The sequence below is a fragment of the Paenibacillus sp. NPDC058174 genome (assembly GCF_042883865.1).
In the GTDB taxonomy this organism is placed as follows: domain Bacteria; phylum Bacillota; class Bacilli; order Paenibacillales; family Paenibacillaceae; genus Pristimantibacillus.
In genome coordinates this window covers 138354-161830 of the sequence record NZ_JBHVUY010000003.1, presented here as the reverse complement: position 1 = coordinate 161830, position 23477 = coordinate 138354, and the positions used below count along the sequence as shown (strand labels likewise).

The 23477-nt window shown below is 48.4% G+C and carries 17 protein-coding genes; 1 reads left to right on the top strand and 16 read right to left on the bottom strand.

The window, feature by feature from the left end; translation table 11 throughout:
* The 7 genes from ACFVVF_RS16930 to ACFVVF_RS16900 form a co-directional block, all read right to left on the bottom strand.
* The coding region (locus ACFVVF_RS16930; RefSeq protein ID WP_387811893.1) for a beta strand repeat-containing protein at positions 1 to 4698 on the bottom strand (4698 nt) is incomplete at its 3' end.
* 153 nt (positions 4699 to 4851) lie between these two features.
* Entirely contained in the window at positions 4852 to 5016 is a 165-nt protein-coding gene (locus ACFVVF_RS16925; RefSeq protein ID WP_387811890.1) for a hypothetical protein, read from the bottom strand.
* A gap of 99 nt (positions 5017 to 5115) precedes the next feature.
* The gene (locus ACFVVF_RS16920; protein WP_387811887.1) at positions 5116 to 5574 is read right to left on the bottom strand and encodes an SMI1/KNR4 family protein; all 459 of its coding nucleotides are present in this window, start codon (positions 5572 to 5574) and stop codon (positions 5116 to 5118) included.
* Between the two features lie 316 nt (positions 5575 to 5890).
* A complete protein-coding gene (locus ACFVVF_RS16915; protein ID WP_387811884.1) occupies positions 5891 to 6670 on the bottom strand; it encodes a glycosyltransferase family 2 protein in 780 nt (259 codons plus the stop codon).
* Positions 6671 to 6673: 3 nt separating this feature from the next.
* The gene (locus ACFVVF_RS16910) at positions 6674 to 7411 is read right to left on the bottom strand and encodes a hypothetical protein (RefSeq protein ID WP_387811881.1); all 738 of its coding nucleotides are present in this window, start codon (positions 7409 to 7411) and stop codon (positions 6674 to 6676) included.
* Between the two features lie 62 nt (positions 7412 to 7473).
* Positions 7474 to 9006 carry a hypothetical protein gene (locus ACFVVF_RS16905; protein WP_387811879.1) on the bottom strand — a complete coding sequence of 511 codons (1533 nt, stop codon included), beginning with the start codon at positions 9004 to 9006 and terminating at the stop codon, positions 7474 to 7476.
* Between the two features lie 184 nt (positions 9007 to 9190).
* The gene (locus ACFVVF_RS16900; RefSeq protein WP_387811876.1) at positions 9191 to 10318 is read right to left on the bottom strand and encodes a hypothetical protein; all 1128 of its coding nucleotides are present in this window, start codon (positions 10316 to 10318) and stop codon (positions 9191 to 9193) included.
* A gap of 177 nt (positions 10319 to 10495) precedes the next feature.
* Here ACFVVF_RS16900 and ACFVVF_RS16895 point away from each other — a divergent pair, with 177 nt between their 5' ends.
* The gene (locus ACFVVF_RS16895) at positions 10496 to 11539 is read left to right on the top strand and encodes a serine hydrolase domain-containing protein (protein WP_387811873.1); all 1044 of its coding nucleotides are present in this window, start codon (positions 10496 to 10498) and stop codon (positions 11537 to 11539) included.
* A gap of 248 nt (positions 11540 to 11787) precedes the next feature.
* Here ACFVVF_RS16895 and ACFVVF_RS16890 read toward each other — a convergent pair whose 3' ends face one another.
* From ACFVVF_RS16890 to ACFVVF_RS16850, 9 genes are all read right to left on the bottom strand, one after another.
* On the bottom strand, positions 11788 to 12510 hold the full coding sequence (locus tag ACFVVF_RS16890; protein ID WP_387811870.1) for an ABC transporter permease: 723 nt from the start codon (positions 12508 to 12510) through the stop codon (positions 11788 to 11790).
* Positions 12507 to 13352: an ABC transporter ATP-binding protein gene (locus ACFVVF_RS16885; protein WP_387811867.1), complete on the bottom strand. Its 846-nt coding sequence runs from the start codon at positions 13350 to 13352 to the stop codon at positions 12507 to 12509. The genes ACFVVF_RS16890 and ACFVVF_RS16885 overlap by 4 nt, the downstream gene beginning before the upstream one ends.
* A 141-nt stretch (positions 13353 to 13493) precedes the next feature.
* Complete coding sequence (locus ACFVVF_RS16880; protein WP_387811864.1) at positions 13494 to 14549, bottom strand: LytTR family transcriptional regulator DNA-binding domain-containing protein; 1056 nt, start codon at positions 14547 to 14549, stop codon at positions 13494 to 13496.
* Between the two features lie 212 nt (positions 14550 to 14761).
* The gene (locus ACFVVF_RS16875) at positions 14762 to 16066 is read right to left on the bottom strand and encodes a VOC family protein (protein ID WP_387811861.1); all 1305 of its coding nucleotides are present in this window, start codon (positions 16064 to 16066) and stop codon (positions 14762 to 14764) included.
* 240 nt (positions 16067 to 16306) lie between these two features.
* Positions 16307 to 17233, bottom strand: a complete 927-nt coding sequence (locus ACFVVF_RS16870) for an ROK family protein (RefSeq protein WP_387811858.1) — start codon at positions 17231 to 17233, stop codon at positions 16307 to 16309.
* A gap of 16 nt (positions 17234 to 17249) precedes the next feature.
* The gene (locus ACFVVF_RS16865; RefSeq protein WP_387811855.1) at positions 17250 to 19001 is read right to left on the bottom strand and encodes a class I mannose-6-phosphate isomerase; all 1752 of its coding nucleotides are present in this window, start codon (positions 18999 to 19001) and stop codon (positions 17250 to 17252) included.
* A 24-nt stretch (positions 19002 to 19025) separates the two neighbouring features.
* On the bottom strand, positions 19026 to 21707 hold the full coding sequence (locus ACFVVF_RS16860; protein ID WP_387811852.1) for a glycoside hydrolase family 38 N-terminal domain-containing protein: 2682 nt from the start codon (positions 21705 to 21707) through the stop codon (positions 19026 to 19028).
* Between the two features lie 20 nt (positions 21708 to 21727).
* Complete coding sequence (locus ACFVVF_RS16855; protein ID WP_387811849.1) at positions 21728 to 22558, bottom strand: carbohydrate ABC transporter permease; 831 nt, start codon at positions 22556 to 22558, stop codon at positions 21728 to 21730.
* A 1-nt stretch (position 22559) separates the two neighbouring features.
* A complete protein-coding gene (locus tag ACFVVF_RS16850; protein WP_387811846.1) occupies positions 22560 to 23426 on the bottom strand; it encodes a carbohydrate ABC transporter permease in 867 nt (288 codons plus the stop codon).
* Between the last annotated feature and the right edge of the window lie 51 nt (positions 23427 to 23477).

Below are 23477 nucleotides of genomic sequence, written 5' to 3'. Positions count from 1 at the left end.
GTTCGACGCTACCGTGACGGTTACTGTGTAGTCTTGCGTACTGCCGTCTTGTGCCGTCACCGTGTAGATGACCGGAGACGTGTAGTCATTTGGCGTCACTCCACTCACTTGAGCAACGTTTCCAACCATAACTGTCGAGCCTGCCGAGTTGCTGAATGTTGCTGCCAAGGCAGTTACATCTGTTCCATACGGCACGGTCAACTCCACATTCGTTCCACTGATCGCTCCCGTCACCACAGGTGTCAATCCAGCAAAGCTGAACGTATTTAGTTCTTTCTCCGTGTTCGACGCAACAGAGACCGTCACCGTGTAATCCTTCGTGCTGCCATTTTGGGCTGTCACCGTATAGATAACCGGGGACGTATAGTCATTCGGCGTCACTCCACTCACTTGAGCGACAGTTCCTACCTTAACAGACGAGCCTGCCGAGCTGCTGAATGTTGCTGCCAAGGCAGTTACATCTGTTCCGTACGGCACGGTCAACTCAACATTCGTTCCACTGATCGCTCCCGTCACCACAGGAGTCAATCCAGCAAAGCTGAACGTCATTAAATCCTTCTCTGTACTCGCCGCTATCGCAACCGTCACCGTGTAGGTTTTAAATGTCGTCCCGTTCTCTGCGGTAACCAAGTACGAAGCAGGAGAAGAGAAATCATTAGTCGTCACGCCGCTAGTCTGAGCCAAGCCTCCGACTGTTACCGTAGCTGCAGCCGAGTTTGCGAAGGTCGCCGCCAACTGACTCACATTCGTCCCGTACGGCACGGTCAGCGAAACATTCGTTCCACTAATTATCCCGTTCACTGCGGGCGACAAGCCCTCGAAGCTGAACGAAGTCAATTCGCTCTCCGCACTTGCGCTTCGCGTCAACGTAATCGTATACGTTCGCGTGGAAACACCATCTTGAGCAAGCACTTTAATCTCAATTGTATTGGAGCCGGTAATTATAGGCAAAGCCGCGCTATCTGTTCCGCTTGTCACGGCAACCGGATCACCCCCGTTGACCGACACTGTAATCGTCGCACCTGCGAAAGTTGCCGTAGGTTTCACCGTCACGCTGGAGTAACTGCCCGCTGCCGTTGTTGTGTAAGTTGTGCGGGTAGAATTAAAGCCAGGACTAAGAGCTCCTGAAGATACAGTCAGTCCGCTTAATGTTGTAACCGTGCTTGCGGCACGCGTTACAGAAATCGAATATCGTTTTATCGTGCCATCCTGAGCCGTAACCGTAATCTCAATTGTATTAACTCCGACGTTCAAGGCAAGCGCCGAGCTGTTTTGACCGCTTGTTACAGATACAGCCGTTCCTCCATTAACGCTAACGGTCACTGTCGCCGTAGAATCCGCTGTTGTCGGGCGTACCGTAACGCTGGTAGTCGTATTTCCCACACCTGCGGCGGTATAGGATGTCGTAGCAGCGGAGAATGTCGGACTTAGCGCTCCCCCCGTAGTCGTTAATGCACTCAGATTTGCATTCGCACTGCCTGCTGCTCTTGTCACCGTCAGTGTATAAGTTTTCGTAGTTGTTCCATCCTGGGAAGTAACCTCTATCGTAATGACCGTGCTTGTACCAGCCGTAAGTGCAATATTTCCGCTAGGTTGACCACTAGCAGCGGCAGTACCGTTTATTTTAACGGTGGAGCCTGCATTGCTTACATACGGGGTAACGGCCAGTGTAGACGTTGCATAGGGAACGCTGACCGAATAGCTTGTCGTGGCTTCTGCGAAGGCGGGACTCAGCGTACCCGAAGATAACGTTATATCACTTAGTCCGGCCACAGACGGATCGGCTCGCATCACGTTTAACTTGTATTCGAGGCTATTGTAGCCGTCAGCGCCCTTGACCGTGACGACAACCGGGTTAGAGCCGGAGGACAAATTGGTGCCCCCGCTCGCGGTTACAACTGCCAAAGGATCAATTGCGGTTCCCGTAATGGTGACGTTGTGTACATCGGCTGCCACACCTACCGTGAGGGATCGCGTTAAATTATCAAATGCAGATACGTTTACAGCAGTACCTGTATCGCCCGTAACCGTCAAACCAGTCAGCCACAACGGCAGCGGCGCACTGCGCAAATAAGGCGTCGTGGTTGATGCAATGCTCCAGATGCTGCTGAAATCCCAGCCGCTAAAGCTGCTGCTGGATTTCATCTGCGCTGTCGTATAGCCTGTCAATCCGGTAGCCGTTCCCGAACCCGCTCCCAAGGTTTGACCCGTCGTCGACATATTCCAATAACCTCTTGTGAAGGTTGAGCTTGTCCGAGTACCTACAAGACCGCCAACAGCGCTTCCTCCTTGTACTTTCCCCGCAGCGTATAAATTCGTATAGGTCCCTTGATTGCTTCGGCCGATTAATCCGCCCGTCGAAGCCGTATCCGCTTTTACTTCCCCTGTAGCAAAGCTATTCGAAATCGTTGAGCCAATCGCTTCACCAATCAAACCGCCCACCTTATTTGAGCCGTGTACATTCCCCTCCGCGTAGCTTGTTTGGATCGTCGAATAGCCTTGTCCGACTAACCCGCCGATTGCATCACCAGTGCCGTTCACTATTGCTGTAGAACCGCTTGCCTTAATCGCTCCGTTATGTAAGCTGCCGACAAGCCCCCCTACATTACTGTTACCGGTAACCATGCCAGATGTCCGTACATTTGTAATAGTGTTAGCATTATGCAGGCCAGCAAGTATACCGACATCATTTCCCCCAACTACGTTAGCCTGCACAATATTCAGATCAGACACGCTTCCAAGATAAATATATTGAAACAAGCCTATTACATCTTCGCCCGGCCGATTAATCTTAAGACCCTTAATGACATGTCCGTCGCCTTGCAGAATCCCTTCAAAATAAATCGGTTCCCATCCCTGACCGCCATTTGCCGATGCATAAGCGGACAGGTCGATATCGGCAATGAGCCGGTAAACCTTCTGATAATCATTACGGATTTCATTAAACTGACTTGCATTCTCGATGAGATAAGGAGACGCCTCCGTCCCGTTCCCTCCCGCAAAGCGGTTTCGATTAATCGTTAGCGTGTAAGTTCGGGTCGTCCCGTCAGATGCGGTTACTTTGACTGTTACCGTGTTGTCTCCCAGATTGAGTGCAGTCCCGCCTGTAATGGTATACACAGCATCAGAATGATTTGGAGTTGCCGTTATCGTCACGGCTGTAGACGAGTTCGGAACGACCGCACTGTAATTGAGCGTGCTTCCGCTAAATCCGGCAATCGAAACGCCGTTAATTCGCAAGTCCGACAAACTGGCGTCAGAAGACAGATTGGACGAAGTCAATTTATGAACATGGATGACGTAAACATTCGGGGCCCTTACTCCCTTAGAATCCTTTATCGTAACTGTCGCCGTATTGGCTCCAGCAGTAAGTCCATCCATTCCAGAGACCTCTACGATAGCCTCGGCATTCGCAACAGCCGGAACAGCTGTCAGTGAAGTTACGCTGCTGGTGACGCTCAAATCATATTGTTTGATAAAAGGCTGCCAAGCAGGTGCAATATTGCCCGCCGTGCCGGCGTTTGGCGTTAGGGTTACATTATTCAGCCATAAAGGAGCATTGTCGCGCAAATATGGATAACTCTTGCCTTCAGCAATTGCCCACTTGCTGCTGAAGTCGAAGCCCCCATAGCTCGCGGCTTTGAGTAAGCTGTTGCCCGAAATGCCAGTAATACTCCTCGAGCTAAAGCCAAAAGCACTCCCATAAGCATCAGAGTTCCAATACAATTGACTGGATGTCCAATTGTAGGTGTACCCGGCAAACCCGCCTACGTTGTTATTGCCCGTTACGGTGCCCATAGAGTAAGATCTGCTAATATCTGATTCATAGATATGACCTATAAACCCGCCGACTGTCCCGTCTCCACTCACCTTGCCAAGCGCATAGCTGTCCCGGACGATGCTTCCTGCATATGCTGTCCCAATGAGTCCGCCCGTTTCAGTAGCCCCCGCAACATTACCCGAGGCATAACTGCGTTCCACTACTCCCATGAACATGAACCCAATAAGCCCGCCTACATAAATGTCTAGTCCCTGGACATCGCCTTCCGCATAACTGTCCGTAACAGCGAAAGCCGCGTTAGGCGAATTTAAACTAGCCCCAATTAACCCGCCTACATGGCTGCCATTGCCTTTAACAGAAACGGAAGCACCCGTTCCTTGCACTTGCGTATCCTGCATTCCCCCAATTAAGCCCCCAACCTGGGATCCACCCTCAACCTGTCCAGAGACATGTACGCCTTCCACAGTACCCATATACATAGTACCGCTCAAAATACCGGTAGAGTCATTGCCTGTAACCTCGGCCTGCACAATACTCAAACGATTGATTTTACCCCGGATGGACCGGAATAAACCGACATTACTTTCATTTCCCCGATGAATAGACAAGCCCGTAATCCGATGACCGTCTCCATCCAGTTGACCTGCAAAGTAGCCTTCAATCGGCCTCCAGCCCTTCCCGCCATCTAATGAGGCATAAGCTGATAAATCAATGTCCTGCGTCAGCCTATAAGAAGCATTAGTATCATTACGAATTTCGTTGAATTGGCTCGCGTTTTCGATTAGATACGGGGAGCCAGGTGAACCATCGCCACCTGCAAAACCCGAAGCTGCCTGTGCCGGATGCAGCGGGACAGCTGCTATAAGCATGACCCCAATTAACTGAACCAGCAGAACGCGATATATAGATATCCTCATTTCAAAAAAACCTCCATCTTTACTTGGTAGTTGATACAATAAATGTCTCGGGTAAAATGACGGTAAAATCCCAGCAAATAATAACATTAAAAAAAAGCGGCATCCCTTGTTATGAAAGGGATACCGCTCGCTCTTGCTTTGCATGCTGCTCAGTTACTCTACTGCTATTCTATGAACTCCGAATTTTCTTATTTTCTCCAGATGCTCTCTTGTTAGTCTCACGCCAGCTGGAAGAAGGACCATGCCCGCAGGTGTTATCACCTTCGCAGCCAGAACGCTGCCAGGAAAAGCCTCTCTTAGGGATACTGTCTTCGCCATTCATAATCTACCTTTCGCTCAAAAATTTCGTTCCCGCGGAACGCACAAGGTACATGATAAGAATGGGAGGTAAAATGACGGTAAACTGCAAAATAAAAGTTATGAATGCTGATCAATCAGCCGTTCTAAGAACTCTGCAAACGTCGAAGCATAGATGTCGATCATATCATTCATAAGATCGTAACACATAATCGGAAACTCGCCCTGCTCATTTCTGGATGAGGTATCGAAGAAATAAAGCTCGTCACTATCCGGAACGAACAAGTCTAATCGGCTCGGAAAGCGGCTTACCCACCAGTCCTCCGCTAAATTCAGCCGATGTATATAAAGAATGTCACTATCGTCATACTCTCTATGCTCCGGCGAACAGACGGCTAGAATCTCCCCGCCATTCAACCTGGCATTGCCGTAATGCGCCAGCCACCAGCGATAAGACGGGGGCAAGCTGAACCCGAGTTCCTCTTCCACTTCGGCGATCCAGCTCTCTTCAGCACCATGATTGGGAAACCATTTTAAAGCTGAGGTTGTCTTTAGTTTTTCGGAAAGACGCTCGTACATCGATTTCATCCTCTCTATCTGTATCCGCTCACAATTACCAGATACCATCCTTTTTTTCCATTATATCATTCGAAAAGAGGACTGAGATGAACCTTAAGTCTGTAGTCAAAAAATACCCCGTGAACTTTTCTCATTACGCTTACGAGAGAAGTTCACGGGGTATTTTCTAAATGCATGCTAGCTGCCTTTAATTTAATGACAAAAAACGAGCCCCGAATCGTTCCCGCCAGCTTCGATGCTTTTTGAACGATTGCCTGAGTGCGTTACATTATTAAAATCAACATTATGCGCGAAGATCTCAAAGGCTTTTGATTTCTTATTTTAAACACAGACGCAGTAAATAATAAGCTCCGGCAGCCAGCCCTACTATCATCATTATAATCAACAGAAAAAGTGAATACTTCACAGATGGGGATATGTAGGAGGAGACATTCAGCCCATGCTTGAATAGTTTTGCAACCGTATAGTTGGATCTGCCATGTTTCCTTGGGTTATGTACAGTTAATACGTTTGTCATATTCGCCGTACTTTGTAAAATTAGTCCCTGTATGACAGGATCAGACGATTGATCCTCTATAATCTTAGTCACGACTTCTCTTCTCATAATTAGGAAGTTGCTGAACGAGACTCTCTGCTTTGTACTTATGAATACAACTACTTGATTGAAGTCAGATAAAAGCTTCCTAATCCAGGATTGGTTATAGACCGTCCTTTTGCCGATAACAACGTCATAGCCTTCGTTAATTTTATTGATAAGTTTAATGACCTCTTTAGGCGGGTTCTGCATATCGTCATCCATGAGAACAACAAGGTTGCCCTGGCTATGTCTGAGCCCGGTCATTAATGCGCGATGCTGGCCGCCATTCGTCTCGTGATGAATGACTATAATATTCTCAGCATAACGCTTCCTTAAATTTTCACATACTAGACGGCTGTTATCCTTACTGTCATCATTAACTAAGATAATTTCCAGTGAAAATAAATGATGATATAAGCGAATCAGAGATTCTACCACGAGTCCTATCGTGTCCTGCGAATTGTATACAGGTATCACGATAGATAATTGAATATGTTCCACTTTCAATCCTTTTCCCATGCGCTATCGCGTCACTTTTCTTAAGATGTAATAGATCTCCCTTATTTCAAAACTAACAAATAAATTAGCTCTTAGCGCCTCAAGATTATTTGTTGAAACCTTTGTGTTCACTCTTGTATACCCCTCATTAGCTAACCAACTGCGAATTTCCTCCAAAAAACTTAACCCAATAGCTTTTCTTCTAACCTTTTTATATACACTAACAAGAACCGCATCTAGCGTCTTGTCTTTGCGTTTCAAAAAATAAAAAAAGCCAATCTTTTGCGACTTAAAAGTCGCCTCAATGATTAAAGCATTTCCGCTGAGAAACCCATCTCTAATCCAATTGTGATATCGCATGTGCGCCAAGTCAGTACCCAATACAGGATCAAGCGACACCCGGTCAGTTACAAAGAGATCCTTATCAATATTAGACAACAGCTCTTCCAAACATTCTATTGTTTCTATGGTTTGAAATTGGATTTGTTCTGAAATTGCTTTCGTAAATCGCGATGTTTCTTCAATTTTTAGTAGATTCATCGTCATTTCCAACTGCGTCTCCATAAATCTAAATCCTGATTCCTCAAGACCATGTACAAGATCCATTCTACACTTAGGCACTTTTGCCACTATATAATCATAGCTAGAATAATCATCCGCAAGATCATTCAGACTATCGTTGGAATCGTCATCATCCAATTCGACTTCCAGAACCTTTTTGTTAAAATTCCGCTGCTCCCAAAAGGCATCTATCTTCTTCATTGCTTGGCTCCTTCAGTTTGCTTTCCAATTGTGCTTGTTTCTGTGGTTCTAAACTTTTTTCATTAGTTGTCTGACCGCCACAATACGGTATAATTCGAAGGCAGCGCTTCTACCCTTATTTCCCTGTAACTGCTGTTTAAATATTCCCACAGGATGGGATGCGTATTTCGGAAACGCAGTTCGTCTTTTCCATCTAACGCAATGTCGCCAAGAATAACTAAAGAAACATTTTTCTGCTTTAATTCTTCGATTTGCTCGCGCTGTCTGTCTTCTGTCTCAGGGAACAGTAAATAAATATCCCAGATTGGCGACTTCAGGTCCAACAAGGAATACAAAGTTGGTGTATGAGGTGCTATAAAAAGACTCTCACCCTGCTTAAGATACTGATCCTTGATCTCCTGTATCGTTCGAATAAAACCTGCACTGGGTGCATCAATCAACAATTGATCATTCATTACTGTTAGCTTCACAAATGTATTCGATGGAGCCTGCAATTGTTGGTACAACGGCTGCGCCCTGCCAACAGACAAGAATGAGGCGACCAGCATGATCGTTATCGATCCGATAATTTTGATCCTGCTGTGTTTGAAATATTGTAATGTCCAAAAACAAGCCCCGATTAGCAGCGGAGGAATCCCTTGAGCTAAGTGACCTAAATCCGCACGTGAAAAGGCTACATAGGCATACGGGATGCCTACAAATGCCGAGGCGGCAATATATACGTTTGTTTTTTGAGAAGCAAAGCTATAAATAGCCCCTCCTGCAGGGATGAGGAGTATGAGAAGAAACAAGAAGCCCACAATGAGCCCGCTGACGATATCCATCGCATGCAAATGCGTAAAGTCGACTTTCCATGGCCACGGAATCGGAAGAGGAATGTTAGTGTTGCCTAGTCGGATGAGCCACTGGATCATATTCACGAAGCTCTTAAAAAATCCGGGGATAAACGCAAACATAAGAAGCATCGGAGAATAACCGATCAAGATGCCAATTGCAATGTTGAGCATTTTCTTCAAGAAGTTCGTTCTGTCTAGTTTGAAGAAGATGTATAGAAACGCAAGAGCGACGGCAAAGCCTAGATATAAGCCATGATTACTGCCAAAAAAAGCAGCAAGACCTATAGCCGCTCCACTTAGTATGTATCGTGCAGGCTTAGGGTTTTCCAGCAAAAGAATAACTACATACACCGCAATCATACTAATGCTGATATCGAACATTTTGTGCCTCGGGTATGCCCATAGTATCAGAAGGATTCCTGTTAGCAGTAAATACCCCCCGGACTTCGTCACACGCCTTACAGCAAGCAAAGCACAGGTCAGTCCCACCCATAGAAATAATAGGACAGCAATTCGAAGCGTGAGCATATCCGTGTTCCCGAATAACTTGAACCAAAAGGCTGACCAATAATATCTCCCAGGATCATAGGACTGAAAATCTAAAAAAGGCACTTCTCCAATTGATGTATGAACGGCACCGTACCAGAGATACCCTTCATCAGCCAAGTTAATTCCGACACGGCCCTGTAAGATAAAAATAATTGCAACTAGTACAAATGCAAATCCGCTTGCGTATGTCCAATCCGGAAACCTTTTCATTGCTGCACCTCAAATAACTCTAATAAGTTTTATCAAGTAGACTATTAAATTATATCATTAATGAGTAATGATCAGTGTCATGAAATGTACCATGACAAACTGAAATATAATGGTAATTTTACCCGTATTGTTGTTTGAATGAAATGGGCCAACCAGAAACTCTTGTTGACCTAATTTTAAACCTTTAATGCCGCGAAAGGCCGGCTATCGAATTTATAGCAGAGGCAATGTAGTCTGCCGACAAATTGTCATCAATATTAACTACCACAGGCGACGGATACAAGCTTTCAAATTCAGTATGGAGTATAAGGATAATTTGATTTGGCAAGCTGATTTGAGCCTGCATAACATGGTGCCATGGCACAGTCACAGAGCCGGTTGTATCCGCATTAACGACTTCGACGCCTTCAAAATTAATAGGCGATGCTCCCTCGTAATAAGCGATTTTATCTATCACAATGGGCGGAGCCAGACTCTCATTCTGAACAGATCGATTTTTCCTAGGACGAATAAGCAGCTCCCACACAAAAATGCAGATAGCAGGAAGCAGAAAGGCCAGCACGGCTAGCCACATGTTTGCAGTCAACAGCAAAGCACCTAAGAAGAGCGCCCCGGACAAAATAGACAGGAGCCAGATATAAAGCTTCTCCAGCCGTTTCGAGGATTGCTTTTTTGAAGGCACTGAATGATGAACTTCAGTTTCTGCTATTTTTGCTGTCATCATCGCTTCGTCTTTATTCCGGCCCGCAGCATCCTGTTCTTCTTTCGGTAAATGCTCACCGCCCATTAGATACGGATTCATTTTATCTTCCCAGCCTGCGAAGCCCATTTCATCTGGATACCACCAGAGGTGAAGGAAGCGCTCGATCTCCTCCAAGTATTGCTGGGGATCCATATAGAAATGAAAATACTGAGCCAGTTCCAAATGAACAACGGGAAATCGATGCGCCTTTATATGTGTAAATAACGTTTCCAGCCATTCTGACAGGTGAGGAGCCAGCGCCGGGAAACGTGCTAAGACAACAGGCAAACATTGCCGCAATTGCTGGACAGCCTCGCCCCATGGAATATGCCAGCTTAAAGCCCGGGCAAATGCCTCCCACTCCGGTCTTTCCTCAAGTTCCTCATCTTCCAGATGGGGTTCTACTGCATTCCAAGCTGTTAGAAGCCGCTCGTGATAGCCTTGATACTGCTCCTGACTAGCCAAGCTAAACCAAAAAGGGGCAAGGAAATTGTTCGTCTCAAAGGCAACATCCTCATACTGCCCCTCTGCCGCCTCAGCATTCACACTTAAAAAAGTCCGGTTTCCCATCGTTCCAGACACCTCCCCATCTATACTGTAACACCGGATTTACCAGCCCTACTAGCTATTCTGAACTTCGGGAACTTAATTAAAGGATTATAGATATACATTGGTATGTATGTAATAACCATGGAATACATATCAGCATTGCATAGGCCTATAAAATAGGATGAGAGGAGATTTATCATGCAGCCAAGCATTCAAAATTTTGATCGTATTCTTCACTCTACGATAGATCGCAAACGTATTTTCGGGGCGGTTCTTCATGTGGAATCGGGCGACCGGCAACTGTCATGGAACGGTGCGGCTGGTAATATGAACTCCGCGAGCCGATTTTTTATAGCAAGTACAACTAAGCTCTATGTTACTGCAGCCTTATTAAAGCTTAGAGCACTCAACAAAATCAAATTAACCGATAAAATTATCCTTTATTTGGACAAGGGAATGATCTCTAACATTCATCACTTTCGGGGCGCTGAATACTCAGCCGAAATTACAATCGAGCAGCTTATGGCACATACGTCGGGCCTGCCGGATTATTTTCAGCAAAAAAGAATAAACGGCAAGAGTCTGGCTGACGAGATTATGGCTGGGCATGATCAAGCATGGACGGTGGAACATGTAATGGAAGAAGTGAAACAAATGAAGCCGCGATTTGCTCCGGGTACTAGGGGTAAAGCTTTATATTCCGATACCAACTTTCAGCTTCTTGGCAAAATAATTGAGACGGTAACGAGTCAAACCTTAGAAGATACATTTATCCAGTATATTTACGAGCCTTTGTCTTTGTCCCATACATATCTGTATACGAATACCCAAGACGATACGCCCAGCCCCTTATACTATAAGGAATCCCCTATACATATCCCGCATGCTATGGTATCCTTTGGCCCTGATGGAGGCCTTGTTTCAACGGCGGAAGAGTTGATGCGGTTTCTGCGTGCTTTTTTTGACGGAACATTTTTCCCTCAACCATACCTGGAAGAGCTATACGCATGGAATAAAATCTTTTTCCCGCTCCAGTACGGCAAAGGAATCGCTAAATTCCAACTCCCGCGGATTTTCTCACCGTTTCATTCGCCTCCTGAGTTAATCGGACACTCCGGTCTATCCGGCGCCTTTGCCTACTATTCGCCTAAGAAGGACGTGTATCTGTGCGGCACAGTCAATCAGATATCCCCGCCAAGCTTATCCTATAAGCTGATGCTTCAAATCTTAAGTTTACTATAAGTGTAACTTACAATTAACCCAAGCATCACAACAAACTTAATGAAAAAAGACCGCTAAAACGGGCGGTCTTTCTTGCCTGTTCTCGTCGGTCTTTACCCCGTTACCCCGTCAAAAAGCCAATAATCCCGTCCGGCAGCCAAAGCCATCTAACTAGCAATACGACGGCCAGTACGACGACGCCCAAGATTATATTTTTCGTCCCCTTGTTCATATGATGCCTCCTCTCCTTCCATAGTCCAACAACGAGGCTACTTGTCGAAACGTTTACCGCGGTAAATGAAGAGGACTAACAAAGTGGAAAGAACCACCCATACGAGCAAGTTGCCGAGGCTCAGCCAGAGCTCCCCCATCCCCTCGTCTTGAGCAATGGACGACAGTCCCTCCATGAAATGATACGAAGGAATGAAGCCGATCACATCCATCACGAAGGAGACCTTCAGCCCAGGCGCGAAAATCGGGCCAAAGACAAAAAACAGCAATATAGGAAGCCCCACAATGGACGTCTCGGATGCCGTTCGGGAGATTAGGCCAATTGATGTGCCCAAAGCCATAAAAATCACCAGCAGGAGCAAAATGAATAAAACCAGATACCCTATATTTATCGCCGGAATCCCGGTAATCAGCATACAAACAATCATGACGGCAATCGTATACACGGTCGTCATTGCACTTTTGCCCAGCAACACCTCCACCGGCGAGGCCGGAGACAGCATGAGCGCACGCAACGTGTTCTTTTCCTTTTCCTCCGAGATCATAAGAGCCTGAACAAAAGCTCCAACAACCGCGATCGCAATCATGACAGGCACGGTGAAGCGATCGAGGGTATTGCCTTCGGACAGTGAACTCTGCCCCTTCATTAAGATGGAGAAAACGATAGGCATGCCTGCCATAAGCAAAATTTGCGGGTTCTTAACGGAATCCTTCCACTCCTTCCCGGCGATCGCGAGCAGTCGGTTTAATGAGAACGTCATTCCAGGCCCCTCCCTGTCAATTTCACGAAAATATCACCCAGCGTCGGCTCATTAGAATGGATCGCCAGCAATTGTCCACAGCGAATCAGCTCGTCAATACGCTTTGCCCCTGCTGCATTCTGTCCAACAATTTCTGTTCCTTTCGGTGTCGTGAGCGTAATGGTCTGATCCCCGTGCTGCAGTCTTAACTGCAGCGGAGTATCCAATGCGGAAATTTCGCCATTGTTCAAGAAAGCAACTCGATCGCACAGCGCTTCTGCCTCCTGCATATTGTGCGTGGTCAGGAAAATCGTCGTCCCGTCCCGGTTCAGCTGCCGCAGAGTCTCATGAATCTGCAGAACATTGACTGGGTCCAGCGCAGATGTCGGCTCGTCAAGAAACAGAATCTCTGGACGATGGAGAATGGCTCTGGCCAGCGTGACCCTCTGCTTCATTCCCTTGGACAACTGCTGCACCAGCGTATTCTGGTCAGCCGAGAGATTAACAGCATCGAGCACCCCATCCAGCGAACTTTCAGGAACCCCGTACAGCCGGCAAAACAAAGCCAGATTGTCATAAACGCTTAAACGATCATACAGGCCGCTATTGTCGGTCAGAACTCCGATTCGGCTGAGAAAGCTTGCTTTGCGGCTGCGGTCTGGAGCTATTCCGAATACGGTTACCCTGCCAGATGTAAAGCGCAGCTGAGAAGTCAGTATTTTCACCGTCGTTGTTTTCCCTGAGCCGCTGGGACCAAGAAATCCGAATATTTCTCCCTTCTGCACCTGGAAGCTAAGATTGTTCAGCGCCTGCTTCTTTTGGTACATTTTCGCAAGGTTATCTACCTCAATGATGCTTTCCATGACGTTCACCCACTATTGCATAGTAGCCCTTTCAAGCTCACCGCCAGACTATCGCGAATAAGGCCACAGAGCAATAAATCCCCCATGAAAAGCGCAGTCAGGGGGATGAACGGAGTCATATTCAGGTTGAAAAATCAGACGTTACAGCCCCACAATATCCTTGATTTCTTCGAATCGGGTCTTGGACATCGGGATCATTGACTTCTTGTCATCACGAATAACCAAGCTGTAGCTGCTGCGTGTCCAAGTAATCAGTTCAGATGCATGATTAAGGTTTACGAGGTAAGAACGATGGCAGCGGTAGAACTGATACGGGGCAAGCTTCTCCTCCAGTTCTGTCAATGTCCAAGCCGTCGTGAAGTCGCCTGTCTTGGTATGGATATGGGACAGCCCGTCGTTGCTTTCCACATAATAAATGTCCGACGGATCCACGAAAACAAACTTGTCGTCCGCTTTAATCATCAATTTCTCCAGCTTGGCTGCCGTTACACGTGGAACATTTTGATCAGTATCCGAATCAAGTTCCCCTGTTTCTTGCATCGTCTGCTCAGAGGCTTCCGGTTCTTCATGCGTCACAACCGGGTATAGCCCGCCCTCCGTTAATCGGTAAATATGCTCGGAAAGGAATATGGCCTGCTCCATTGTCGAACAAGTAACCAGGATTACTTTGCCTCGATCAACGAGAGAAGTGATCATTTTTCTGAGGATAATACAGCTCTCAAGATCGAGATTCTGCTCCGGGTTCTCCCAGATGACAAGCTCCGGATTGTGGATGAGACTTCGCGCCAAGTTAAGCAGCCTTTTCTCCGAATAACTGAGTCTGGAGATTAACACATTAGCATGGCCCTCAAGTCCCACCAGTGTCAACAGTTCGCTCACGGACACTCGTGTCGTATATAGCCGTCCCCAAAAGGTCAAATAATCGGCGGCCTTCATTCGATTATATAATCCGTCATCCAAAAAGCAGCAGCCGACACGCTCCACGATTTCAGAACGGTTTAACCGCAGAGGCTCCCCACGGTACAACGCTTGAATTCCAAGCAAAGACGACTCGCCCAGAACGGAGCGAAGGAACTGGCGGCCATGCTCATCATTACACTGTACCACCGCACACTGTCCTGTCATCAGCTCCAGTTCCACTGGTGACGATACAGCATCCCTTTTCCCGGCTTCACTTTGTATTTGCAATACGCTCATACGTATCCAGCCTCCTATCATCCAACATCGGGTTATTACACCTATATTCCGATTGTAACCTACAATAGAAGGTTGATCCATATGCTGCCATGACTGCTTAAACAGTATAGAGAAGCCTCATGAACCATAGCTTGCCTGCTATGAACACATACAAAACGGCAGACACCGTTTCACCGGTACCTGCCTAATTTAAGCAACGCTATTCTTTTATTCTATGAATATACATTAATCCGATTGCCATCCGGGTCATAGAAGTGGAACGCTTTATCCTCAAGCGGAGAAATCAAAGTGCACCATTTTTGCGCTTTCTGGTAAGCTTTCTTGAGGTTATGCCGCTCCACAAAAAAGTATTGGCGTACACCTGGCCTGCCAGCAGTAGGATTGGTGCAGTTCGGGTCATGTACAAGCTGCAGATGGTTCACTTTTGCTCCGTTATGGCGATAAATCCCGCGCAGCAGCGCATACCCGTCGCCAGAGCCGCGAGCGGATTTTTTCAAACCCAGCACTTTGGTGTACCATTCTACAGATTTCTCAAGGTCGCTGACACCGACGACTGGAATATCACAGCCGTAAATTCCCGAACCTGTTGGCTCAACAGCGGAGTCTTTGCCCTGCGTCACAGTCAGCCGGTTACCATAAGGGTCATATAGTTGAAACCTTACTTCTCCATGCTCCTCGATCAGGCTGCTTGTGCGGATACTGTTTTCTTGGGCATAGGCAAATGCAGCGCGGACATCCTTCGCCTTGAGCTGCAGGTGAAAATGATCCCCATGTTCCCGATTCACCCGGAAATGCTCCTGATCCTCCGACACGGTTACCAAGTGCAGAGAACCTTGACCATTCGGAAACTGCATAAGGATTCCTTTCATCGAAGGATGAAGCGTGCAAGGGCCAAAGCCCGGCTTTGGCTCAAGACCAAGATGACGGGTATACCATTGTATCGCTTGCTCCAGAGAGCCCTCAGGAACAGAGATATGCGTTTCATCGTATTCGAACATCAGCGGTTTGAGCGGCGCAGGCGGCGGATCAGTCTCCTCACCCGAAACACGGAACGACTTCACGTCCACTCTCGAGCGAAACGCCGATCCAATACCGGCCTGACCCTTTATATTCGAAAACTTCCCTTCTAAAAGCAGCCGCTCTGTTCCATTTACCGTCACTCTCATAAAATCCGGCTCAATTTCCCACACAAAATGATTCCATTCATTAACGGGAATACGCCCATTCATATTGTTGAACGCCCGGCCTTTTGACGGCTCGCCGCAGCGCAACGAGTCATGATTGCGTTCCCAGTTAAAAATGATTTGCCCTTTGCCATACTTGAGCCTAATGTTGCTGGAATCTGTCCGGGCAACAGCTTCAATTTTTACCGGAACCCTGTAGGCTCTGGGAGTAAGCACATATGTTTTATCAAGATGATGCTCCTTGTACAAAGACAATCCATCACTTGTTTCGGTTACGTAGTTCGCGATGCTTGCATTCAAATCGGATAACTTTTCTTCCAGCGTTGCAGTCATTGTATTCTCCCTTCGAATGGCCGCGCCATGTTTACAGTTAAAACCTTTTTAATTAACTTTTGGAATACTTATTCGTGACCTGTTGCCAAAATTCCTTTCCAAGAATCTATATATAGAAAAATGGCTGCAGCGTTTAAAGGCCATCCTTCGCGGATGGCCTTTAAAATCGCTTCCATATAAAAACAATCACCCTCTGCTTGACCAAGATGGCCATGCAGAGGGCGATAAACGTTTCAATAGTTAGTTTTCTACGAAATCATAAATGCCTTTAAACGTGCTGTAGAGTGTATTGCTGCTCAGCCTAACGTCTGCAAGGACGCCTGCATTTGTCAGCTCCTCTGTAAATGCGGGCACGAACAAGCTTCCGCTTTTGGAAATCTGACCGCCGATTACGATCCGTTCGGGAGCAAATAACTGAAGTGAAGGGATAAGAACGGCGGCCATCCTTCTTCCAAACGCCTCGAACAGCTCTGCTGCAAGCTGGTCTCCAGACAGCGCCATCATCGAATAGTCACGAACGTCGAGCCCCTCCGGCTGGACGCCCATCTCCGCAGCTAATTGCAGAATGCCCCGCTTGGAAATCCAATCATCGGCGATCTTGCCTTGATACGGCAAGTTGTACAGCCAGCCATGAGCTGGAATGTCAGGGCCGTTCTTGATCAATCTGCCATCTGCTAGGAAGCAGGAGCCAAGCCCTGTGCCGATCGTCAGACAAGTGACTCTCCCGAACCCGCGGGCTTCGCCATACCCCGCTTCCCCGAGACCAAACAGCGCAGCATCATTTTCGAACTTGATAGCAAATGAAGAGGCAAGCCGGCCCGCCAGCGCTTCATGTCCCCGAAATGCTTCCAACAGCAATTCCCCAACCGGAAGTCCATACAAGGACTCAAACTTGCCAAGTCCCTGAATGCGGCTAATGCCGTTCTCGTAATCGAAGGGGCCGGGAAAAGCCATTCCGATTCCCCCGATTGGCAGCGGTTCGCCTCCTGCACGACGAACAATGTCAGCGGCGCACTCCGCGAAGTGCGCGATGATAGCCTCGGCGCTTAAGCCTGCGAGGGAGTCGTAATGCGAGATCGTCTCTTCAATAATCGAACCGCCGACGACCGCCGCGGCTTTAATTTGTGTTCCGCCAACATCGAAGGCGAGGATAAGATTGCGGTCCATCGGCTGCTCCCCTTCCTTACACTCTTACGAAAGCTTTAATAATTCCAACCTTCTTGCCCTCGCTCGGCCCGCTTGGCCGAATCGTATAACCGCTAACTGATGCAGGTACGATGAATGTCTCGGCATAACGGACGACGAAAGGCTCGAAAGCGCCTGTCGGACTTTCCACGGTCGCTTCTTGGCCTTCAACCAGGTTAAGCATATGCACGCTGTCGTTCGCTTCATGCAATACCGACTCTGAGAACCAGTAACGGCGGGTTTCGATGAATTGCAGCTCATGCAATCCGGTAACCTCTTCCTGCCAGCCTTCGCCTTCCGCCAGCGTTCTCACGCGATTTATTAGCTCCGAGTTTGTCCAATCCGTTCTCCGGCTCCAATCAATAACCTTGCTTCCGTGCTCCACATGTACCGGACGAGGTCTGCCATCGAGGCCAAGCCGGTCCCAATCCCACAGCTTAAAGGTAAAGATATAAGGGGTCGCGCTAATCTCCAGCACCATGCAGCCCGTTGCGGAGCAATGAACCGTTCCGGCCGGGATGAGGAAATGGTCGTGCTTATTTGCCGGATACACGTTCACGTATTGTTCTGCCGGAAATGTGAAGCCTCCCGCCTCCGCTTTGCGCAAATCAGCCAGCATGGCTTCCGGCACCACGTTGTCCTTCAGTCCGAGGTAGACCTCCGCCCCCGGCTCCACGTCGAGAATGTAATAGCTCTCGTCCTGCGTATACGCCATGCCAAACTGCTCGCGGATATATTCGGTCGTTGGATGAACCTGCAAGCTGAGGTTCTGCCCGCCGATCGTATCGAGAAAGTCGAAGCGAATCGGAAATTCCGCGCCAAACCGGGCATAGACCCGTTCTCCCAGCAGCTTAACAGACTCGAAAAAGACGAGATTAATGGCAGGAAGCTCTACCCGGACATTGCCATATTGGAAATAGAGGCTGTTCTCCTCCGGTACGCCGTCGAAGCCCCATGCATACGGATGCTCCCGCTCAGGCAAATCAATGTTCGCCTCCAGCCACTTTCCGCCCCATACGCCGGGATCGAAATAAGGGACAAGCCGGAACGGCCCGCTTGCTGCCTGGGCAAACCCGGCGAACAGCGCCTGCCGCGTAATCATCTTCGGATCGTCTTTGGCGTTCGTGTCCAAGTAGAAGTTGATACGGCCCAGCAGCGATTTTTTCAGCCTGTCCGCCATTCGCCACTCGAAGAAAAAGCCTCGCTTATACAGCCGTAAAATATCGGTTTCGACCCGGTTCGTTCGCCAGTTGCCGACCTCCTTTGCACGGTAACGCTGCTGAATTTCCCAGCGGGCCAAGTCCGCAAAGACGACGACATCGCCCTCGGCAATCAACGAAGCGCCGAAGCCGATCACGATTGCCGTACCTTCTCCTGCCTCATCTAATTGGCGCCGCAGCGCCGCGATGCGTTCCGCATCATAAAATTCGCTGATTCTAAACGGCGCCATATAACCGAATACCCGGTCGTCAGTCATGTAACGATCCACGATGCGGTCTACCTCTGACGGCTCCAGCGCTGCATCCTCCGAACGGATTACCAGACCGGAGCCCAGCACACCGGCCAACCCGGCGAGGATTTCCTCCTGCCGGACGCCCGGATAACATTCAACAACTACAACAGCTTTCCGCTTACCCGCTCCGGCAAGCGCTGCTTGAATCGTCTCGCCGATTGCCGCATAGCCTGCGAATGCCTCATTGTCCATGTTCAGAATCGAAGTATAGGGGTGTTTGTTGTACAGTTTGCTCATCGTTTTCTCCAGCTCCCGTCTCTTTTATGTCTCTTTCTGTTCATCCTCGAACACGATCAATAGATGCTTCATACTTCTTGCCTCAAGGTTGATAATTAGTGCTGCTTGCTCCGTAGCCGCCAACCGGCTCAGACGCTCCTCCACAACGTTGGACTCATATGCCTCCGCAATCCTTCTGCCCGGGAAAACCAACCGCGTTGCCGTTTCTTCATCTTTTACACTACTGAGCCGAACGACAATTCCGCTGCCTTCCTCAGCCGGTTTCACATCGAAAATCTGTACGCCATCGCCTTCGAATTGAATAAATTGTCCGCTTTGCTCTTGCTTGCAATCGATAACTGGCGTCGCATAAATTTGCGATACGGCTCGGGTGGAAGCCAGCGCAACGTCAGCCGGTTCGAATGAACGGAAGGTTGACAGCTGATAGGTAAAGGAATGGAATCCCGGCTGGCGTGCTCTGAAATTCGTTTCCCAGTAATTGTTCATCGGCCAAGCCAGCAATAAAGGATTAGCGGATCTGTCGATCTCCTTATGCTCTCTGCCGAAGTTGAAATCGCCGACCTGAACCAATGGCGCGTCTTGGCAAACTAACGTAACGCCGTGCTCGCCATCGAATACAGATACGCTTTTGTCCACGGTCACAAAGTCTCTGCATACCCCGGGAAGCTGATCCTTGTCCAGCTCTACCAGTTGTCCGGCGGTATCATAAACACACTGCCATTTCCCCAAGTTCAACGGAGTTGCGAAGTAGGTGCCCTCCGGCGTCGTGATATCTTGCTTCTTGTAGGAAACTTTGATCTCGATCTCCGGGCGGTAACTGAACAGCGTAAATCGTTGCTCCAAGTCCTCTACTCCAGGCCCGTCCCAATGCAACACCAAGGTTGCATCGTTCGTGCCCCGTTCGACGCGGCAGCTCAGCAACCGCGAGTAAGACTGTCTGGCCGCAGGCCAGTCATGATTCCAGCAGCTAATGCTGTTATTGCCCTTCTCAACATCCCGCGGGAATATCGTCTTTCTGGTGGCGTGGGCGCAGGATGTATCGATCGTTTCCTGCACATATTGAAACAGTGACCAAGGGCTGGAAGCATCAATTACTTCCCAATCATTTTGCTTGTCGTACAGACTCGAGATCTTTCCGAATACAGGGTCAAATACAAGACGATGGTAGGGGGATTCGATTCTGCCGTCCATCACCTTAATATCAGCAATAATCCGATTTGCAGCACTAAACGGCTCATAGAGATTTTCGGTTGCGCCTGGGAAAGCTTCGATGTCTGCCGCCTCTTCCGCTTTACGCAGCTTATCGAACGGTATTTTATGCCAGCTGAATGGCGGAAGCTCAATGATTCCATAGCTGTCGCCAGATGAATGGCGCTCGTTATTCATCAGCACCTGCCGCATACGGTCTGCGCTCAGATGTCTCCCCGGCGTCCGAAAGCTCGCTGGAACCCGGAGATCATGCAATACCGGCACAGAAGAATAATTGACGAGCATCAATCCTTCAGGATCATCCGATTGGAGCGGATTGCCCGCCAGCTTCTCCATTTGACTGCCAAGCAGATAACCGGTCAGACTGTTGCCTTGATAAGCATAATGGGCTTTATGCGCCCATTGGATATCAACACTCAGATGATCAGGGTCAGCAACAGAGTTGAACGCTCCCCACGTATGCTCGTCGTATAAGTTGATTTGCTCCCAAGCCTGCTTTTTCAGCGCATGATAGGATTCGTCTATTCCGCCTTGAAAAGCCTCCAGCAAAGCTGCCGCCTTCATCCCCTGCTTCGTGCGGCGATTCAGCTTCGTTTCCTTGGCGGAGCTGCCCGAACCGAAGTTCCAGTAATCCGTCCAGTCGCCGGCGTATGTCGGCAGCTCCCGCTCATGCTTGCGAACCCGCGCCAGCAGCTGCTCCGGCGTTACGAACGAAATGACCTGCTCGCGAGATTCGCTGTTCCATTCCGCAATCAGATCGGCCAAATCCTGATCCGGCGGGTTATTGTCATAAAGCGGCAAGTTGGTCGCAGTCAGGTAGACGAAGTCAAACGGATAATCGGGGTTGTCTTCGATTTTCTGCAAATATTGGTTAAGGCCTTCAGCCATCAAATCTGTATTCTTCGCATTGACGTTGCAGATCTGGCTGAATAGCGAATAATGCTCCCCGTTGAAAGACAGCAGCTTCCTGCGATCCGGCGTTTCCCAATGGAATGCGCTTGGTCTCGCAAATGGAATGGCGCCCATATGAATGTTAATGCCCATGATGAAAAATTCCACGCCCGCATCCAGCAGCATTTGACTGTATGACCAGGGCTGGCCGTTCACATCGTGGTGAATAGCCGTTTTGATCTCGATGCCGAACCGGTTGCGCAATTGCTGGGCCGGATAGAGCGTCCCCGCCATTTGCTCAGCCGATACGAGCGGCGTCATGTGCAGATACGAGGCCGAAAGACTAAGCTGGCCGTTATGAAGGAAGTGCTTAAACTGCTCAATCTGGCTTGGCTCCGCCGTCTCCAGCCAGCGCAAGACAGGATAGCTGGCTTCACACGTCCAGCGGAATTGATTGACCGCCCCGCGGTCCTCTGTTTTCGCGCACAGCTCCAAGGCTTGATCGATGTATTGTTTTTGCATTTCTAATAGAACGGGCTGAGCGTGAGTATAGCCAACGTCCAAATGACTGTGATGCAAGACGAGAACTTCTTTAATTTTGGACATAGGTGTTTTCTCTCCTTCAATTAACCTTTTAGCGAACCGGAAGTGATGCCTTCAACAAACTGCTTCTGCAGCGCCAAGTACAGGATGATGATGGGCAAGGAGGCCAAGAACATCATCGCAAACATTTGCCCCCAGTCCACTGAGTACTGGCCGATAACGCGATAGATGCCTGCCGTTATGGTCGTCCCTTTAACAGGTCCGATAATGATCAGAGGGTTCAGGAAATCATTCCATACCCATAATCCGATAAAAATAATGACGCTTGACGTACATGGCCCCAGCAGCGGGAAGATGATCCGCCAGAAGGTGCGGAAGGCGCTGGACCCGTCAATCGCCGCCGCTTCGTCCAGCTCCCGCGGAATCGTCCGGATAAAGCCTGTATACATGAAAATACCGAACGGAATGTAATAGCCCATATAAAATATAATGAGTCCCGCCTTCGTGCTCATCAGGTGAAGCGCTACCAAAACTTTCACGACCGGGATTAGAATAATCGTTGTCGGCACCATTAACCCGAACAGGAAGAAGAGCAGCAGCAATCTCGTCTTTTTGCTGTCGTTGCGTACGATATAATAGGCGACCATCGATGAAGACAGGATGACGACAATAAGACTGAGACCGGTAATGATGATGCTGTTCCACATGCTCGAGTAAAGGAGATGATCGGGCCTTGTCAGAACGGCCGTCAAGTTATCAAGCGTGAATTGAAGCGGTAAGCTAAGCGGATTTGCAATGATGGTGTCACTTGGTTTGAAAATATTGACCAGCACCAAATATAAAGGAAGAAAGAACAGCAGCGTAATCACTAAAGTGAGAAGAATATGGGCTTTGGCAGATAGTTTCGATGTCATCTTAATGCTCCACCTCTCTGCGCTTCAGGAATGTGACCGTGAACACGGAGATCACACCGATCAGCAGGAACAAAACAATAGCCATGCTTGATGCATAGCCCATCTGATTTTGCACAAACCCGGTGTTAATAATTTTTAAGGAGATCGTTTCCGTAGTCGTGCCCGGCCCCCCATTCGTCAGAACAACGACGTGGTCATACACTTTAAAGCTGGAAATCAGCAGCATAACCGTATTGATCGTGATGCCCGGAGCAAGAAGTGGCAGCGTAATGTGCCGGAAGCTTTGCAGCCGGCTGCAGCCGTCGATTTTGCCCGCTTCATACAGGTCACTCGGAATGCTCTGCAGCGTCGCCAGAAACACGACCGTACAAAAGCCCATCGACTGCCATACAATAACCGCGATAATGGAATAGAGGACTATCTGCGTGTTGGAAAGCCAGCTCGCACCGCTTAATCCAACCACATTCAACAGCTTATTAAGCACGCCCTCATCGGTAAGAATAATCGACCAGATAAAGCCGACGATGACCGGGCTCAAAATTTGCGGCGTAAAAAAAACCGTTCGCGAAAGCTTATACATCCAGCCTTTGAAATTGACCAAAAGCGCTGACAGCACACCCAGAATATTCGAAGCAATCGTGACGATAAAAGCGATCATACAGGTCACGACGAGGGAATGACCGAAATCCCGGTCGTTTAACAAATCGATATAATTGCGGAAGCCTACGCCGGAAAACTCAGGATAAAGCGGATTATAGTTCGTGAAGCTGTAAAAGAGGCAAAGGATAATAGGCAAAATAACGAAAACGATGTAGATAAGCAGTCCATGAGATACAAAGAGCATGAAATTTCCGGTTTTGCTTTTCAATTCCCTTTACTCCTCTCCAATTCAACAGCAGCCGGGAGAAGAGAAGATTTA